Genomic DNA, 16,972 nt, shown 5'->3' with positions numbered 1-16,972 from the left:
GGACTTCCGATGACCCGCATCCCCGGCGTCGTGCTGGACGTCGAGCTCTCCGCGCCGTTGCCGTTCGTGCACGCCCTCGACACGCTGGGGCACCGGCGCGACGCGGCTTGGGTGATCGTCCGGCTGTTCACCGAGCCGCTGGCGATGGTGACGCTGGACCTGTCCGACGACCTCGCGCCGGACGCGCTGCTGGCCGGCATCCGGGCCGAAGCCGGGCACGCGCTCGGGGAGCGGCTCGCGCTGGTCGGGCTCACGGTGCACGACCTGACCGCCGACGGCCTGGCGCTGACCGCGATCACCGGCACGCCGCCGTATCTGGCCGGACGGACCCGGGCGCTCCACTTCGCCCCGCCGGTCACGGTCGTGATCTGCACCCGCGAGCGCCCGGACGCCCTGCGCGACTGCCTGATCAGCCTCACCGACCAGGACTTCGACCGGTTCGACGTCCTGGTCGTGGACAACGCGCCGACCAGCGACCGCACCCGGCACGTCGTCGACGAGTTCGCACCGCGGCTGGCGCTCAGGTACGTCGTCGAGCCGGGCCCGGGGCTGTCGCGGGCCCGGAACGCGGCGATCGCGGCGCTCGCTGGTGAGCCCGGGGAGCGGATCGTCGCCTGGACCGACGACGACGTGCGCGCCGACCCGCACTGGGTCGCCGAGGTCGTTCGCGCGTTCGTCGAGAACCCGGCGGCCGCGGCGGTGTCCGGCGCGGTCGTCCCGGCCGAGCTTCGTACCGACGCCCAGGTCTGGTTCGAGCGGTTCGGCGGCCACAGCAAGGGGCGCGGGTTCGTCGCCGACGAGTTCGGGCCGCTGAGCGGGGAGAGCCCGCTGTACCCGCTGCCGGCCTTCGGCCTCGGCGCGAACATGGCGTTCCGGCTGGCCGCGCTGCGGAAGCTCCGCGGGTTCGACGAGGCGCTCGGCGCCGGAACTCCGGCCCAGGGCGGCGAGGACACGCTGATGTTCAGTCGTCTCCTGCGCGGCGGCGCGACGACGCTGTACCGGCCGTCGGCGCTGGTCCGGCGGGTGCACCGAGCTGACCTGGACGGCTTGTGGAATCAGCTGGCGGCGTATGGTGCCGGGCTGACCGCGTTCTATGTGGCGCTGATCCGGTCCGAGCCTCGGGTGCTCCTCGCGTTGATCCGGTTGCTCCCGCGGGTGTTCAGGGACTTCCGGGCGGGAGGCGACTTCCCGCGTGAGCTGTTGGGCGCGAGCCGCCGGGGGATGCTCGCCGGCCCCTGGCGCTATCTCCGCGGCCCGCGGCCCGCGCCCCCAACCAAGGCCGTGATCAGCCCGTCCCGGCGATGACCCCCGGCCCGGTCGGTGACGTCGTCGGTGCTGCCTTCTCGTCGAGGCGGCCGAGCCGGTCGTCGGACGCTAGCCTCGGGGCGTGATCGAGCGCGGGGTGCCCGACCGAGCTGCGGAAGTGTTCTCGACGGCCGGGGCCTGGCTGCTCAGCGACGCGATGGCCGGGCTGATCGCGCTGTTCGGCGAACGGCTCCCGGCCGACCGCCGGGGCGGCGACGACCTCTGGCTGCACCTGAACGAGGAACTGCCGGACTGGGTCGCGTCGCCGACCGTTCCGGGCCTGTCGGCCGGACAGGTCGACCTCCTCCGCCGGACGCTGGCGATCGAACGCGAGGTCGCCGACGACTTCAACTTCCGCGACGACCCAGCCGGCGCGTACCGGGAGCGCTCGCAGGCCCGGACCGCCGACTTCAGCGACGCGGTGCGCGAGCAGGTGCTGGAGTTCGCGACCACGCTCGGGCTGGTCGGCACCAGCGAGCCGAGGCACCGGAGCTACGACCGGACGCTGGTGCTCGGCGGTGGCTACCGGTCCCCGCTGCTGCGCGCGAGGTATGCGGCCCAGCTGCAACGGAACGGCGTCGACCTGGGCGAGCTGAGCTTCCTCGGCAGCCCGCGGTTCCTCACCGAGCAGCCGCCCGAGCAACCGGTGGCCGACACCTACGCGCCCGGCGCGACCGACGAGTTCGACCTGATGGTCGGCGCGGCCCAGACCGAGTTCGGGCTGCACCCGGTGGCGGTCGAGTTCGTGTGCGGGTGCGCGTCCGACGCCGATCCGTGCCCGGCCTGGCCCCGGCGCGACTCGACGCACGCCCCGGACACGCCCCCGGCCTTCACCCACGAGCGCCGCGTCGACCTGGTGGACTCGTCCGGAGCCCTCCGGGCCCGCGCGTACTCGGCCGGCACCGGCCGCCCTCCGCACCGCCCGCAGACGTCGGACACGTTCGACCTGTGGGCCCGCTCGGCCGGCCCGAAGGCCGGCGAGCGGGTGCTGGTCGTCACGACGAGGGTGTTCGTTCCGTTCCAGACGTTCGACGCGCTCCGGCTGCTGTACCTGCCGTACGGGCTGGAGCCGGACGTGATCGGCCTCGGCGCGGAGTGGGGGGACCGTCCCGAGACGGCGGAGTACCTCCTCCAGGAGACGCTGTCGGGCATCCGGTCGGCCCGCCGCCTGCTGATCGAAGCGGCCGAGACGATCACGCGAATCGGTGCCCACCGGCCCCCGCGGTAAAGTTGCGTGGTCATACCCCCGCGCGAGGTTGGATCGTTTTGTCCGTTACGTTTGCCGACCTCACGACCATGCGGGTCGGCGGCCCGGTCGGGGAGCTGCACGTCCCCACGTCCACCTCCGAGCTCGTCGAGACGGTCCGCGGCACCGGCCGAGCAGCGCTGATCATCGGCGGCGGCTCGAACCTCGTCGTCGGCGATCAGGGCTGGCCCGGGCCGGTGATCAAGGTCGCGTCGAGCGAGATCGACCTCGACGGCACCCGCGTCACCGCGGCTGCCGGCGTCGGGTGGGACCAGCTGGTCGAGCTCACGATCAACGAGGGCCTGGCCGGCCTGGAGTGCCTGTCCGGCATACCGGGCCTGGTCGGGGGCACCCCTATCCAGAACGTCGGCGCGTACGGCGCGCTCACGTCGGACGTCCTCGAGACCGTCACGGTCCTCGACCGGGAGACCGGCGAGACCGAGAGCTGGCCCACCGAGCGGCTGGGGTTCGGCAGCCACCGTCAGTCCGTCTTCAAGCACAGCGACCGCTGGGCGGTCGTCGACGTGACGTTCCGGCTCCAGGCCGGCAAACAGTCCGGTCCGATCAAGTACGCCGGGCTGGCGACCGCTCTGGACCTGGCGATCGGCGGTACCGCGGGCACCGCCGACGTGCGCGAGGCGGTGCTGGGCCTCCGCCGCCAGCGCGGAATGGTGCTCGACCCGGCCGACCACGACACCTGGAGCGTCGGGTCGTTCTTCATCAACCCGGTGCTGGCCGAGGTGCCGGAGGAAGCGCGGAACTGCCCGCAGTTCCCCGACCCGCAGGGCACCAAGCTGGCGGCCGCCTGGCTCGTGCACAACGCCGGTTTCGCGCCCGGCTACCGCCGCGGACCGGTGGGCCTCTCCACCCGGCACGCGCTCGCGGTCACGAACCGCGGCGGCGCGACGACCACCGACGTGATGGAGTTCGCCGCGCACGTCCGCGAGGGTGTGGAACGCGCGTTCAAGATCCGGCTCGGCCCCGAGTGCGACCTGGTGAACTGCTCGTTCTGATGGGCCCTAGCGCTCGAGGCGGTGGGCGAGCCAGGCCAGGGCCTGCGGGTAGCGGTAGTCGATGCCCCCGTGACCGGCGTTGAAGAGCTCGAAATGCACGCGATCGTCGGGAACGCCGATCCGGCTCAGGCCGGCCCGGAACGCCTGCGCGCCGATGTCGAGGTACCACTCGTCGCGGGTTCCGGCGTCGATCCAGATCGCCCGCTGCGACCGCAACGCGTCGGCGTACGTGTCGACCATCCGCACCGGATCCCAGTCGAGCCACCGCTGCCACCGCTCCGGCACCAGCTCGCCCGTCACCGGGTCGAACGGGAGCCGCACGGTCCCGTCGTCGTCGGCGGAGAAGCAGGCCGAGCACCCGAGCAGGATCAGCAGCGTGCCGTCGCCGTCGCCGCTGAACGCGGGCCTCGACCGGAAGTCCTCCCACCAGCGGAAGATGTCCCCGTCGTAGGGCCGCAGGTACCGCACGGCCTTGGCGAACTCGGGCACGTACGCGTACTCGTAGAGCGAGTCGCCGGCGTGCGTGGCCAGCGCGCCGAACAGATCCGGGCGCAGCATCGGCGTGATCATCGCCCCGAACCCGCCCGACGACTTCCCGGTGATCGCCCGCGAGGCCGGCTGCGCCAGCGTCCGGTACCGGGCGTCGACCCACGGCACGACCTCGTCGCAGAGGTACGAGTGGTAGGGCCCGGTCCCGGGCGAGTCGACGAACTGTGACCCGCCGTAGGCCGTCCAGGCGTCCACGTAGACGACGATGCAGCCGGGCGCCTCGCCGGAGGCGAACACCGCGTCGGCGGTCTCCGGGAACGGCTGCCTGTACGCCGAGCGGTTCGCCCACATGGCGAGGTGGCCGGTGAAGCCCTGGATCACGTAGACGGCGGGGTACCTGGTGTCTGCGTCCGAATACCCCGGCGGTGTGTAGACCCAGATCGGCCGCTCGTGTGGATCACCCAGGGGATTTCCCTGGAGCAGCGTCGAGGTGATCGTTTCCCGGTGCAGCTGACCGGCCATTTCGGCGTCCCAGGGAAGCATGCCCCCAGCCAACCACGAGCCCCTGAAATCCGGCTTGATCCCTGACGAAAGGGGCCCTTTTCACTGCGAGGCTCCACCCATGCTCGATTGGTTACAAACCTTGCCGCCCACCGTCGTCCTGCTGGTCGCCGGCCTGCTCGTGCTCGGCGAGTGCACGCTCGGCCTGGGCCTCGTCGTCCCGGGCGAGTCCGGCCTGCTCGTCGCGTCGACGACGGTCTCCGACGCGCCTCGCTTCCTCGCACTCTGGGCGGTCGTGACCGTGGCCGCGATCCTCGGCGACTCGCTCGGTTACCTGATCGGGCGTCGCTACGGGCCGCGTCTGCGGGAGACCAGGCTCGTCCGCCGCTACGGCGCCGGTCTCTGGGACCGGGCCGCCGACGGGCTCCGGCGCCACGGCGCCTGGGCGGTGTTCTTCGTCCGCTTCCTGCCCGCGGTCCGGGCGCTCACCCCGGCCGCCGCGGGCAGCGCCGGGCTGCGCCCGCACCGCTTTCTGCCCGCGGCCGCGCTCGGCGCTGCGACGTGGTCGGCCGTCCACATCGGCCTCGGCGTTGCGCTCGGCTCCGCCGCGCGCAACGTCGAGAAGTACCTCAGCACCGGTGGGACGGTCGTCGTCGGACTGATCGCCGTCGTTCTCGTCCTCCTGATGATCCGGACGCTTCGCGGCCGGCGCAGCGCGGCGGACCTCACGCGGGAGGGGGCTCGCTGACGGCGTCGAGCAAGGCGGGAACCGAGACGCGCCCGAACCCGTACTGCGGATCCCAGGCCCCGGCGGCCGGCAGGCTGCCGCGGGCGGTCGAGATCAGCAGCGTCCGGATCTCGTCGATGGTCAGCGACCGCTTCTGCCGGACGACGACCTCGGCCAGCAGGTTGGCGACGACGCCGGTCACCGCCGGGCTGGCCATGCTCGTCCCGGACTTCCTGGTGACGCCGCTGACCGACTGCGAGTGCGCGGCGACGACCCGGGCGCCCGGCGCGGAGACCTCGGGCTTCTGCCGTCCGTCCCGGGTGGGTCCGGCGCTGGAGAACGACGAGATCGGCGTCCCGGGGGTGTGGGCGTCGTAGCAGCCGACCACGATCGACTCGCGCCCGCACGAGATCGACCCGATCGTGTGCGTGTCGTCCAGCAGCGGTCCGCTGAACGTGGAGCGACCGGAGTCGTCCCGCTCGATCCAGGCGTGGATCGGCACCGCGGCCCCGGTCGTGCTGGTCAGACGGGCGAGCCAGCGTCCGGTGATGCCTTCGGTGAGGAACACGCCGATCGTGTTGTCGCCGTTGTTGGGGTCGTGCAGCCGGTTCGCCGCGAAGATCGCCGGGCCGCCGTCGAGCGTCAGGGTGCCGCTCTGGCCGGGGTCCAGCGTGCCCACGGTCACCTGGCGGTCCGTCCCGTCCGCGGGGTTCGGAACGATCCGGACGAGCTCCAGGCGGAGCGCCGCCGAGCCGGGGTACCAGATCTCGAGCTCGTTCTGGGTCGGGTCGCCGGCCGTGATGTTCCAGGTCAGGCTCAGGCTGCCGGTGGCCGGCACGGTTCCGGACGCGTGCGCGCCGTCGTCGTGCGAGTTCGCCGCGGCCAGGCAGACCGCCCGGTTCGGCGCCTGGGTCAGCAACCGGTCGATGCCCTGCTCCACCAGCGTCGTGCCGTCGTGCGGACCGCCGTTCGTCCCCAGGCTGACGTTGACGACGCACGGCGTCTCGCCGGCGCGCACGAAGATGAAGGCGAGCGCCTCGAGCAACTGCACGGAGTCGCCGAAGCTGCTGCCGACGACGCCGGCTCCCTGGGCCGGGAGGTCGGTGCCCGCGAGGTCGACGAAGATCAGCTCCGCCTCCGGCGCGACGCCGGGCGTCCCGGTGCCGCGGCCGTTCCCGGCGGCGATGTCCATGACGTGGGTGCCGTGGGTGGCGTCCGCGACGGTGTAGCCCAGCGCCGAGTAGGGGTCTTCCTTCTCCAGCGCCGCGTCGATGTCGGCCTGCTCGTGGACGGTGCCGTAGAGGTGGTCGCCGTCGACGGTGAAGCCCTGGGTGTTCTGGTCCCAGAGCGCGAGCAACCGGGTGCGGCCGGTCGCGGTCTGGAAGTTCCGGTGCGCGAAGTCGCCACCGAAGTCGACGATCCCGACGATCACGCCCTCCCCGCCGGTCCACTGCCCGTCGGGCAAGCTCTCCGGCCGCGCGCCGACGTCCTCGGTGGTGGCGCCGAGCTGCGGACGAAGCCGTTGCGCGGCCTTCAGCGAGAAGACGAAGTCCTGCCGGCGGACGAGCTCGAGCGCGGTGATCGGCACCCTAGCGGTGACGATGACCGTGCCGTCCGCGGCCGGGTCACCGACTTGTACGCCCGGCCGCACCTCGGGCATGGCCTCGAAGGCCTCTTTGTTCGACACCTTGGCGATGACCGCGATCTCGTCGGTGCCGGTGGAGAACGTCGCCGGCTTGGTCCGGCCCTCCTGCTGCAGCGCCACCTGCAGCTGGAGGCGGGGGTCCATCGGCACCGGCTCGTCGCCGCCGGGCCCGGTGAGCGGGGTGAACGTCTGGGGCGCGTTGTCTGGAGGCATGCCTCGAAACGATCCGCGCGTCGTTCACCAGCAGCATCCGTGCTACCACTGGATCAGGTGCGAAGCCGGGTGATCGCGGTTCCGACGTCGTGATCGCGGTTTCGACGTGGCGGACCCGGTCGGCAAGCCGGCTCACCGCGCCGACCGCGCGGCCGAGCGGGTCGTCGGTGCCGCCGAGGGCCCGCTCGCGCAGGTAGCTCTCCTTGACCGCGGCCCAGCGCGCGGGTTCGCCGCGGACGCGATGTACGCGCTGCTCGCCGAGCTTCAGCAGGTTCGCCTCGGTGTGAGGCCAGCGGCTGCACCTCGCCGACGTAGTGGTCGTCGATGACCGCCTCGAACTCGGCGTCGTTCATGGCCGGTAGCACCCGCTGGGCCATCTGCTCCAGGTCCACCGACGAGTACGTCTTCGTCAGCTGATCCGGCCGGACCGTGGCGCCGTCCCGGGTCAGCCGCACGAGCAGTGCCACGTCGCTTCCCGCGCAGGTCTGGGTGGCGCCGTCCATCCGGCGGGTCGCGTCGCCGAGCGAGATGAACTTCCGCAGCAGCTCCGGCGAGGGTGCTGCCCATCTCGCGCATCCCGGCGCCGGTGCGCCTCTGGCCGGGTTAGAGGTACGGGAGCGGGTCGAAGCGGCCGATGTCGATGATTCGAACGCGCGGTAGGCGGGCGTTGAAGCAGCGGACGTCGTCCTCCAGGTCGTAGATCTCCAGGCCCTGGGCGGTCAGCTCGGTGAAGCGCGAGTTGACGAACTCCCGGAACCCGAGCAGGCCGACCCGGCGACTACCGTCCAGCAGGCGCTCGATCTGGTCGAAGAAGTCGCCGTCGTGGCTGGCCAGCAGCACGTCGCCGGGGCGGTCGACGAGTGCGTCGAGCGTGCGCTGGATACCGATGTCGACGACCTTCTCGCCGGTGGAGCCGGAGAGCGGGATCGGCTGGTAGTCGAGCGCCAGCAGGGCCTGGATGAACGGGAGCGGGAGCTGGCCCGAGCTGGCGTTGAGGAAGAACAGGGCCTTGACGGGGCGGTCCCAGGTCTCGCTGGCGAAGTCCCGGACCCGCTCCCAGCGCGGCCGTTCCTGCGGACTCGGCCGGCGACCGCCGAAGATGTTGCTGCCCAGCGTGGCGTCGATGTTCTCGCCGTCGACCAGTAGGTACGTGGTCTGCGCAGGGGCCCGGTCCATGCCGACACGGTAGTCGCCCTGGCCAGATGGTGTATCGGCGGGCTGTGTCGCAGCGATCAGGCACCGGCGCGGAACACCCACCGTCGATAGGACCAGAACCGGAACACGGTGGCGAGCGCGATCCCGCCCCCGTTGCCGACGACGTTGAGCGCGAGCGGGCTGGTCACTCCGGCTCCGTACCTCACCAGGGCCAGCACCGCCAGCGCGATCAGCAGTCCGGCGCCGTTGAGGGCCGCGAACACCGGCAGGTCGCGGTGGTGGCGGGCCGCCCGTCCGGGGCTGAAGGTCCAGACGTGGTTGCCCGCGTACGACGCCAGGGTGGCGACGCCCACGGCCAGCGTCTTCGACGTCAGCGGGCCGATTCCGACGCCGAAGTGCAGCAGGTTGAATACACCGAGGTCGACGACCGCGCAGACGCCGCCCACCGCCCCGAACCGGGCGAGCTGCACCCACCGTCGTTGGCGCGACGGTGGCCGCTGGACGACCGCGGTCACGGCGTCGTCCGCGCCGCCGCCGGCGCCGCCGAACCGCCGCCCACCCCAGCCACCCCCGCGACTGCCGGGCCGGCCGTCCTCGGGCCGCGGCGGCGGTTCGTCCAGCTCCAGCGGGTCACCTGGCCGATCGCCTCGGTCACGATGCGCCGGGACATCTTCGACGAGCCGGCCACCCGCTCCCGAAACGTCACCGGGACCTCGACGACGCGGAACCCGGCCAGCCACGCGCGGTAGACCGTGTCGATCTGGAAGCAGTAGCCGCTGGTCGTCAGGGCACCAACCGGCAGACGCTCGAGAACTTCGCGGCGGAACACGCGGTAGCCGGCGGTCGAATCGCGGACCGGCAGCCCGAGCAGCGCACGGACGTAGAGGTTCCCGGCCCGGGACAGCGCCCGACGGGACTTCGACCAGCCCACGGTGGAGCCGCCCGGCGCGTACCGCGACCCGATCACCAGGTCCGCACCGGCCTCGACGGCGGCCAGCAGCGTCGGCAGCTCGTCCGGGTCGTGCGACAGGTCGGCGTCCATCTCGACGAGCAGGTCGTAGCCGTGGCTCAGCCCCCAGGCGAACCCGGCCCGGTAGGCCGCGCCCAGGCCCTCCTTGGCCGTCCGCTCGAGCAGGTGCACCTGCGGACGCTCTCCGGCCAGGCGCTCGACCAGCCGCGCGGTGCCGTCCGGGCTGCCGTCGTCCACCACGAGGACGTCGACGTCGGGTGCGGTGGTGAGCAGGGCGGTCAACAGCGGAACGATGGTCTCGGCCTCGTTGTAGGTGGGGATCACGCATAAAGTCGCCATCGAAGCTCTCCTTCCGAACGCGGCTAACGCACGGCGTAGACGTGCCACGCGGGCAGGTCTCCGCGGTTGGGTTCGACCCGCACCAACTCGAACGACGGATTGCGGGCGAGGTCGGGGTAGGCGTCGCTGATCGCGTCGGCCGGTGCGCCGGTCGCGACCGGCCGGGTCACCAGGTAGCGGACGCCGTGGGCGCCGGGGTCGCCGAGCAGCAGAGGGAAGTCCCGGTCGGGGGTGATCGCGAACTGCCGCGGGCGCTCCGACGAGAGCACGACGTCGTAGCCGACGGCCGCATCGAGGAGCACCGCGCCCTCGGGAAGGTGCTGACGGTCGAGCCAGCCGGCCAGCGTGCGGTCCTGCTCGTACCGGTGCCGGACCTGCTTCTGCTCCTTGCTGGCCCGGTCGGGAGCGAAGATCCCGGTGAGAAAGTACGACTCCTCCCGCGCCAGCCCCGGGTTGAGCATGCCGTGGGCCGCCGCGGGCAACGCGACGCCGAGCAGCACGACCACCACCACAGCAGCAACCCGCGCATCGACGCGATCCCCGAGCACAGAGCGCGCCGGCGCCGGTCGCAGCAGGATCGCACCGGCGAACACGACGAGCGGCACGATCGTGATCGAGAACCGCAACCAGCCGAACGTCTGGCCGGCCAGCAGCGCGAGCACCGAGAAGCCGTACGCACCGGCCAGCACCGAGACCGGCGCGAGCAGCACCGGGTCCCGCCGGTACCAGCACCGAACCACCGCGGCGACGATCAGCACGATCCCGAACGGCTGCAGCACCCAGGACTGGTGCAGCAGGTAGCTCAACGCGCCACCGGGCTGCCCGACGATCGCGTTGATGCCCGCCGAGGCCAGCTTCGTCTGCGCGGTGTTCCCGTTGACGGACGTGAACTGCGCGAACGGCGAGCCGACGATGAGCCAGCTGGTCAGCGCCCAGGTCGTCACCGAGAACACGAACGGGGTCGCGAGGACCACCGCGTCGGCCCGTGCGGTCGCCCACCGGAAGGCGCGGGAACCGTCGGCCCGCGCGTAACTGATCAGCGCCACCGCGACGGTGGCGGCCAAGCCGGCCGCGACCGACTCGTATCGGGTCAGGTAGGCCGCGCCGAGCGCCAGCCCGGCCGCGGCGAGCGAGTTCGACCGTCCGGACGTGATCCAGCGGATCAGCTGGTGGACGGCGAGGAGCAGGAAGAACAGGTACGAGGCTTCGCTCATCCCGTTCATTCCGTAGTAGGCGATCTCGGGGTGCAGCGCGAACAGTGCGGTGAGCACCCAGCCGACCCGCCGGCCCACACCGAGCGCGTCCATCGAGCGCTGCACCTGGTAGACCGCGCCGGCCATGAACAGCGCCGACTGGACGATCGCAGCGACGCCGTGGTTCGCGATCGCCCCCCACAGCGGCGTCAGGAGCAGCATCGGGAGCTCGACCAGCGACGGCAGCGGGTTCCAGACGAAGCCGATCGCGGCCAGGTGCGGGTCCCGGCTGAACACCGGGTAGTAGCCGTTGGCGGTGCGGCTCAACGCGTCCGACATGACGCTGTCGGCCGACAGGCTCAGCCACAGGCCACCGGCGAGGTAGAGCGCGGCGGCGGCCGCGAAGAGCAGGACGCCCGGCCGACGCCACGGTGCCACCCGGTCCGGGCGCTCCGACGAAGGACGGACCGGGGCCAGGACCCGGGTGGGGCCGTCCTGATCAAGCGTTGGCATGGGTCACCTCGGAGGTCACCGGGACCGGAACCGTCGCGCCCAGGCCGTGCGTCGTCTTCTCCCAGAACGACGGGGCCACCACCAGCTGCACGAGCGCCTTGCAGGCGGCCAGCGACATGAGCACCCAGTAGGCGGGGGAGAGCAGCGCCCGCGACACGAGCGACGGAATGCCGGTCACCCGCGCGGCCACGACGTTGCAGTAGACGAACGTGAAGTTGCCGAGGACCAGACAGGCCAGCCCGATGAAGTACAACCAGGTCGGGAAGAGCCGATCGATGAACCCCAGCTCCCCGACGAACCACATCAGGGTGAGCGCCCACAGCACCGGGTTCAGCAGCGCGAGCAGCGGCGTTCCCCCGACGAACAGGTTGAACCGCAGCAGGCCGAGCAGCCCGATCTCGCGGGTGAGCTGGATCGGATGCCGGGAGTGCACCAGCCACGTCTGCAGGTAGCCCTTGTACCAGCGGGAACGCTGCTTCAACCAGTTGATCGCGTCGCTGTTGGCCTCTTCCAGCGTGACCGAGTCGAGGACGAGCGTCCGGTACCCGGCGCGGTGCAACCGGACGCCGAGGTCGGCGTCTTCGGTCACGTTGAACGGGTCCCACCCGCCCAGCCGACGCAGGACGTCGGTCCGGAAGTGGTTCGACGTCCCGCCGAGGGGGATCGGGGCGTCCTGCCGGACCAGCCCGGGCAGCATCTGCTCGAACCACATCGCGTACTCGGTGGTGAACCAGTTCGTGATGATGTTCTGGTCGTGGTTGAAGTAGGCGAGCTTCGCCTGCAGGCAGACGACGCCCGGCGGCAGGTCGGCGAACGCGACCGCGGCCCGGCGGAGCTGGAGCGGCTCGGGCCGGTCTTCGGCGTCGAAGATCGTCACCAGCGTGCCCCGGGCCAGTTCCAGCCCGACGTTGCAGGCCTTGGGCTTGGTTCGCGGCTCGGAGTACGGCACCCGCAGCACGCGGAAGTAGCCGGGCAGGTCCACCGCGGTCGCGGCCGCGTAGGTCTCCTCGTCGTCCTCCTCGAGCAGGAGGATCACATCGAGCTTGTCCGGTGGGTAGTCGAGCTCGGTGATGGCGTGCAGCAGGTGCGGGAGCACCTGCGGCTCCCGGTAGGCGGGGATCAGCACGGTGTAGATCGGCAGGTCCGAGTCGGGAACGGCCGCCGCTTCCTCCGGCGTGATCGTGAGCGTCCCCGGGTCGGTCAGCGCCTTCCGGAGCAGGATCAGCCGTTCGGCGAAGATCGCCAGGTAGGCGACGCTGATCACCGCGACGAGAACGACCAGCGTCGGCATCGTCGCCAGCGTCAGGCCGGCGACCAGCACGACCGCCACCACGACGAACGTCACCCGCTGGCCGGTCGAGAGCCGGTCGCGCGCCGACAGGCGGGAGGGTACGGCGGCGGCCGCCACCGGCCTCTCGGCCGGGGCCAGGTCGTTCGCGGTCATCGCGCGCTCCAGGTCTCGGCCGTGGTCTCGGCGCCGGACAGCAGGTCGGACCGACGGTCGGTGGACAGGCCGAGCCAGGCCACCGCGACCGCCGTCGCGGTGACGATGACGAGCGCGACCCGGGCCCGGCCGACCGGTCGTCCGCGGACGACGCCCACGGCCGGCCGCCGTCCCTGGCGCTCGGCCAGCACGATCTGGACGCTGGTCGCGGCCAGGAAGACCAGGAAGGCGTAGAGGTCGTTCAGCGGGCCGAGAACCGCGTGGACGGCCTCCGGCCCGTAACTGGCGGCGACCAGCCCGCCGCCCAGCCGGGTCACCAGAACCGCGAGGCCGAGACCGGACAGCCAGGCGAACCGGCGGATCGCCTCGGCCCGCCGGGAGGCCGTCGCGGTCAGCAGGACGACGACGACCAGGAAGGCCAGCGGACCGGCGAGGCCGCTCAGCGCCGACTCGAAGTACGCGATCGAGTCGCCACCCCCGGCCGCCCGGACCCCGGCCAGGAACGGACGGCGCAGGGCCTCGTTGATCGCCGTGATCACCGGGTCGGAGATCGGGAGGAAGACGATCGTCAGGAGCGTCAGCGTCAGCCGGAGCCGCCAGAGCGCGCGCGTGCCGAACACCAGCGCCAGCGCACCGGCCAGGAACAACGGGACGCAGATCAGCCCGGCGTAGGACGTCCAGAACTGGGGGCCGAACCGCCCGGGCAGGGCGGTGACCACGAAGAGCGAGGCGCCCAGCAGCGGCAGCCCGACGAGGTAGTCGACCTGCCGGTCGTGGATGTTCGGTTCGTCGGGGCTCGGGCGTCCGCGGACGAGGACCGCGACGACGCCGGCCGCGATCGCGGCGATCAGGTACGACCGGATCCCCGCCGACTGCACGACCGGCCAGAGCCGGTCGGCCGTGCCGGCCACCAGTAAGGCGATGGCGACGGCCACCAGAGCGACGCGAAAAGGCGGACGCCAATCGAGTCGGCGTCGGGCGCTCGGTGGAGCCGCAATGGTCTTTTCGGGGGAGGGTGATTCGGCGGTCGAAAGAGAATTCGATTCCACCGGTCGAGTCGCGAGGAGTAAGGGACCGTCATCGCCGTCGGCGACGGGTTTCGGATGGGGATCGGAATCGGGTACGTCGGCCACGAGCCGGCTCCATTTCGAACCTCGAGCGCATTACTGAGAGCCGAAATGGCGCGCCGACGAAATGGGCGCAGCCGAATCAGCTGAGGAAAAGCGGAAGAAATATCGCGCCCACCGGGGAGCTTCGCGAGTTATGCCCGATGGGTAGAATATGGCGCTGTTCGGACCTACCTTTGACGAAGACGGACGTCTCGGAACCATCGCGAGGTAGGCAGTGAAGAAAGCACAGATGTCCCCCCGTCCGATCACCCCTGCTGATGGGTGCTTGGGAACGGCTAGTGCTGAAGCGTGTCTGCGACCGCTGCGTCGCGCGGTATTCGACCGTGGGTCATCGACGACCCGATGGAGACAGCGAATCAAACGTAGTGGCGAATCGCGGTTCCTACGTTACCCATAGGTTAAAGCTAGGGGACGCTTCATCGGCCGTTCCGAGTCATTGACCTCCATTCGGCAGCGTAAGAAAGTACGGTGACCCGAGTGCATCGTGCGCGTCATGCGGCACCACGGGGGCCGTCCCGATTCTCCTTTCGGACGCTGCTCGTGATGGGACTGATCATGGTGGGCCTGGGCGGAGCGAGTTACCGGGAGGAATACGTCACAAGCGTGCAAGGTCAGCTTTTCCTCGACGGAGCACCATTTCGCTTCGGTGGCTTGAATGTCTGGAATGCGGCCACGGATTTTTCGGAGAGCGCACGCTTCTGTGGCGACCCGAGCAACCTCGACGTCGACGCTTCCTCGTTCGGCCCCGGTGTCCAGGTCGTCCGCACCTGGTTCTTCCAGCGGCTGGCGACGACGTCCGACGGGCGGCGGGACTGGTCGGGGCTCGACGGGATCGTCGCCGCGGCCCGTCGGCACCGGCTGAAGATCATCGCCGTGCTGGGCAATCAGTGGGCGGACTGCGAGGGCTACCCCTCGGCCGAGGCCGGGTACAAGACCGACGCCTGGTACCGGGCGGGGTACCGGGACGCCCCGCCGCCCGGCCAGCCGGCGACCTACCGGGAGTGGGTGCGTGAGGTCGCGGAACGCTACCGGCACGACCCGACGATCATGATCTGGCAGCTGGTCAACGAGCCCGAACCCGGTGCGTCGCTCGGGGGTGCCTGCCCGCCGTCGGCGGCCGGCCTGCTCCGGAACTTCACCGCGGACGTCGGTGGCCTGCTGCACGCCGTCGACCCGTATCACCTGGTCAGCGTGGGTACGGCGGGCAGCGGTCAGTGCGGTGCGGTCGATCGTGAGTGGGAGGCGCTGCACCGGCTCCCGGTCGTCGACGTCGCCGAATACCACGACTACGCGGTCGAGGAGCTGCCCGGCGATCGGTGGAACGGCCTGGCCGCCCGGCTCAGGCAGGCGGCGGCCCTGGGCAAGCCGCTGATCGTCGGGGAGATGGGGGTGCGGGCCGATCGGGTCGGCGGGGTCGACGAGCGGGGTGCGGTGATCGGCCGCAAGATCGCGGCCCAGGAGCGGGCCGGGGTGGCCGGAGTTCTGCTGTGGTCGTGGCGCGGTGGTTCGGCGGGTGGGTCCGGTGCGTCCGGATACGAGATCGGCCCGGGGGATCCAGCGCTCAAGTATCTGGATCTGGCGTCGAATTAACCCCTGAAGCGTCTTTACGCCGGGGAGGTGCGTATGACCGTTCCGTTCGACGACGACGACGCACCCACCGTGCCGTTCGTGGTGAACACCTATTACGCGCCCTACTTGGACGAAGACGACATTCCCACCACCCGTCTGGTGTTCAACTCCTACGCCGCCAGCGGCGCCGGGGCCGTCATCGAAGGTGAGGTCGTCTGGCGCGGGGACGCGCCGGAGGCGTCCGCCTGGCGCTGGATGGATCTCGACGAGTCGGACTTCAACCCGCCTCCGCCGCCACCCCCTCCGGACCCGCCGGCCGACACCGAGCCGGAACCCGAACCCGAGCCCGAAGAATCGCCGGAGCCCGAAGAGCCGCCGGAGCCCGAGGAGCCGCAAGACTTCGAGGACTACGACTACGACTACGACGACGACTTCCCGGAACTCGGCCCCGACACCGTCGGAGGCGCCGCCGAGCTCATCGTCCGCGAGCTCGCCCCCGAAGAACTCGACCGCTTCCCGGTGGTCGCCGACCGCTTCTTCGCCGACCCCATCCTCCGACGCCGGGTCATCCACTGGGCCCTCTCCGGAGCCAAGCGCCACGACCCGCTCGCCCTCGAGCTCGGCGGCGACGACGCCGACCTCGTCACGGCCCTCTCCCTGGCCGTCCTCACCTGCGCCGCGACCGGCGCGCTCGGACACGTCGGCACCCGCCACCACAACGGCGTCTCGCGGTGGCACCGAAACCGCCAGGCGGCCCGCAGCCGGCTGATCGCCGGAGCCGCCACCACGCTCCCGCACCTCAGCAGCCTCGGCACCGCCACCGTCGGCCAGATCGTCGAGGAGGCGGCCGAGGACGCCGGGTTCACCAAGGACCTGGCCCGCCGCCTCAGCATCCTGATCCTCTCGGCGCTGACGCGCCCCGTGCATTAGCTCCGCATCCGGCAGGATGGCCGCGTGGACGTGACGTACCGGCACACCGACGACGGCTGGGAGCCGATCCTCGCCTCCGGCGAGATCCTGGCCCCGGCGCCCGACCTCCCGACGGCCCGGGCCCTGGTCCGCGAACGGGCCGACGTCGACGAGGAGACGGTCCAGGTCCCGCTCGAGGGTCACGGCGTCGTCCACGACGGCCTGCGCTTCGAGTTCTTACCTCCGCTCTACGGCGCCGACGCCCCCACGGCCGAGCAGCAGGAGCGGCTGGACGCCTGCGCCCGCTACTACCGCGAGCGCGTCCCGGCCGGCATGCGGGTCGAGAACGCCGGCCACCGGGTCCGGGTCGATCCGGCCCCGTCCGGGATGACCGCCGACCTGTTCAGCGTGCTCGACGGCGTCGAGGCCGCCACCACCGCCGACGCCCGCGACCAGCTCGGCCTGGCCCTCGCGCTGGAGGTCCCGCCGGGCTTCGTCCGGGTGGCCCACGACTACCGGGGGCTCGAAGAATTCGGCGACGTCGGCCACTTCCACCTGGTGCTGGCCGAGCGCTGGCCCGCCGACGCCCCCTGCCTCTGAGGAACGAGCCT

15 protein-coding genes are annotated in these 16,972 nt (G+C 71.5%); 7 read left to right on the top strand and 8 right to left on the bottom strand.

All coding sequences use genetic code 11. The features are described 5' to 3' along the window. Positions 1-9 precede the first annotated feature (9 nt). From FL583_RS35485 to FL583_RS35475, 3 genes are all read left to right on the top strand, one after another. Positions 10-1,305, top strand: coding sequence for a glycosyltransferase family 2 protein (locus tag FL583_RS35485; protein WP_142709279.1), 1,296 nt, complete (start codon positions 10-12; stop codon positions 1,303-1,305). Between the two features lie 82 nt (positions 1,306-1,387). Then, a complete protein-coding gene (locus FL583_RS35480) occupies positions 1,388-2,533 on the top strand; it encodes a hypothetical protein (RefSeq protein ID WP_142709278.1) in 1,146 nt (381 codons plus the stop codon). 38 nt (positions 2,534-2,571) lie between these two features. Further along, positions 2,572-3,564 carry a UDP-N-acetylmuramate dehydrogenase gene (locus FL583_RS35475; protein ID WP_142709277.1) on the top strand — a complete coding sequence of 331 codons (993 nt, stop codon included), beginning with the start codon at positions 2,572-2,574 and terminating at the stop codon, positions 3,562-3,564. 6 nt (positions 3,565-3,570) lie between these two features. Here FL583_RS35475 and FL583_RS35470 read toward each other — a convergent pair whose 3' ends face one another. Continuing rightward, positions 3,571-4,596: an alpha/beta hydrolase gene (locus FL583_RS35470; RefSeq protein ID WP_142709276.1), complete on the bottom strand. Its 1,026-nt coding sequence runs from the start codon at positions 4,594-4,596 to the stop codon at positions 3,571-3,573. A 79-nt stretch (positions 4,597-4,675) separates the two neighbouring features. Here FL583_RS35470 and FL583_RS35465 point away from each other — a divergent pair, with 79 nt between their 5' ends. Further along, positions 4,676-5,302: a DedA family protein gene (locus tag FL583_RS35465; RefSeq protein WP_142709275.1), complete on the top strand. Its 627-nt coding sequence runs from the start codon at positions 4,676-4,678 to the stop codon at positions 5,300-5,302. Here FL583_RS35465 and FL583_RS35460 read toward each other — a convergent pair. From FL583_RS35460 to FL583_RS35430, 7 genes are all read right to left on the bottom strand, one after another. Further along, positions 5,280-7,139 (bottom strand): S8 family serine peptidase, encoded by a 1,860-nt coding sequence (locus tag FL583_RS35460; protein WP_142709274.1) that lies wholly within the window; start codon positions 7,137-7,139, stop codon positions 5,280-5,282. The two genes, FL583_RS35465 and FL583_RS35460, sit on opposite strands and share 23 nt — an antisense overlap. Positions 7,140-7,742: 603 nt before the next feature. Continuing rightward, on the bottom strand, positions 7,743-8,315 hold the full coding sequence (locus FL583_RS35455; protein WP_142709273.1) for an NYN domain-containing protein: 573 nt from the start codon (positions 8,313-8,315) through the stop codon (positions 7,743-7,745). A 56-nt stretch (positions 8,316-8,371) separates the two neighbouring features. After that, the gene (locus tag FL583_RS35450; RefSeq protein WP_142709272.1) at positions 8,372-8,809 is read right to left on the bottom strand and encodes a GtrA family protein; all 438 of its coding nucleotides are present in this window, start codon (positions 8,807-8,809) and stop codon (positions 8,372-8,374) included. Continuing rightward, a complete protein-coding gene (locus tag FL583_RS35445) occupies positions 8,806-9,603 on the bottom strand; it encodes a polyprenol monophosphomannose synthase (protein ID WP_142709271.1) in 798 nt (265 codons plus the stop codon). The genes FL583_RS35450 and FL583_RS35445 overlap by 4 nt, the downstream gene beginning before the upstream one ends. Positions 9,604-9,626: 23 nt before the next feature. Next, entirely contained in the window at positions 9,627-11,309 is a 1,683-nt protein-coding gene (locus FL583_RS35440) for a glycosyltransferase family 39 protein (RefSeq protein WP_142709270.1), read from the bottom strand. Beyond that, positions 11,296-12,753: a glycosyltransferase gene (locus FL583_RS35435; RefSeq protein ID WP_142709269.1), complete on the bottom strand. Its 1,458-nt coding sequence runs from the start codon at positions 12,751-12,753 to the stop codon at positions 11,296-11,298. Before FL583_RS35435 ends, FL583_RS35440 begins: the two co-directional genes overlap by 14 nt. Then, positions 12,750-13,688: a hypothetical protein gene (locus FL583_RS35430; RefSeq protein WP_142709268.1), complete on the bottom strand. Its 939-nt coding sequence runs from the start codon at positions 13,686-13,688 to the stop codon at positions 12,750-12,752. Before FL583_RS35430 ends, FL583_RS35435 begins: the two co-directional genes overlap by 4 nt. A gap of 846 nt (positions 13,689-14,534) precedes the next feature. Here FL583_RS35430 and FL583_RS35425 point away from each other — a divergent pair. Genes FL583_RS35425 through FL583_RS35415 form a run of 3 tightly spaced genes read left to right on the top strand, consistent with a single transcriptional unit; the run spans position 14,535 to position 16,961 of the window. After that, positions 14,535-15,473, top strand: coding sequence for a cellulase family glycosylhydrolase (locus FL583_RS35425; protein ID WP_170324042.1), 939 nt, complete (start codon positions 14,535-14,537; stop codon positions 15,471-15,473). A gap of 33 nt (positions 15,474-15,506) precedes the next feature. Beyond that, positions 15,507-16,382 (top strand): hypothetical protein, encoded by an 876-nt coding sequence (locus FL583_RS35420; RefSeq protein WP_142709266.1) that lies wholly within the window; start codon positions 15,507-15,509, stop codon positions 16,380-16,382. A 24-nt stretch (positions 16,383-16,406) separates the two neighbouring features. Beyond that, positions 16,407-16,961, top strand: coding sequence for a hypothetical protein (locus FL583_RS35415; RefSeq protein WP_142709265.1), 555 nt, complete (start codon positions 16,407-16,409; stop codon positions 16,959-16,961). The last annotated feature ends 11 nt before the right edge of the window (positions 16,962-16,972 follow it).

Source organism: Cryptosporangium phraense (genome assembly GCF_006912135.1).
GTDB classification, from domain to species: Bacteria; Actinomycetota; Actinomycetes; order Mycobacteriales; family Cryptosporangiaceae; genus Cryptosporangium; species Cryptosporangium phraense.
This window is presented reverse-complemented; position numbering and strand designations above follow the sequence as displayed.

Coding starts and splice junctions, on each gene's coding strand:
- FL583_RS35485 (WP_142709279.1), top strand. CDS start 10: ATGACCCGCATCCCCGGCGTCGTGCTGGACGTCGAGCTCTCCGCGCCG.
- FL583_RS35470 (WP_142709276.1), bottom strand. CDS start 4,596: ATGCTTCCCTGGGACGCCGAAATGGCCGGTCAGCTGCACCGGGAAACG.
- FL583_RS35465 (WP_142709275.1), top strand. CDS start 4,676: ATGCTCGATTGGTTACAAACCTTGCCGCCCACCGTCGTCCTGCTGGTC.
- FL583_RS35460 (WP_142709274.1), bottom strand. CDS start 7,139: ATGCCTCCAGACAACGCGCCCCAGACGTTCACCCCGCTCACCGGGCCC.
- FL583_RS35455 (WP_142709273.1), bottom strand. CDS start 8,315: ATGGACCGGGCCCCTGCGCAGACCACGTACCTACTGGTCGACGGCGAG.
- FL583_RS35445 (WP_142709271.1), bottom strand. CDS start 9,603: ATGGCGACTTTATGCGTGATCCCCACCTACAACGAGGCCGAGACCATC.
- FL583_RS35440 (WP_142709270.1), bottom strand. CDS start 11,309: ATGCCAACGCTTGATCAGGACGGCCCCACCCGGGTCCTGGCCCCGGTC.
- FL583_RS35435 (WP_142709269.1), bottom strand. CDS start 12,753: ATGACCGCGAACGACCTGGCCCCGGCCGAGAGGCCGGTGGCGGCCGCC.
- FL583_RS35420 (WP_142709266.1), top strand. CDS start 15,507: ATGACCGTTCCGTTCGACGACGACGACGCACCCACCGTGCCGTTCGTG.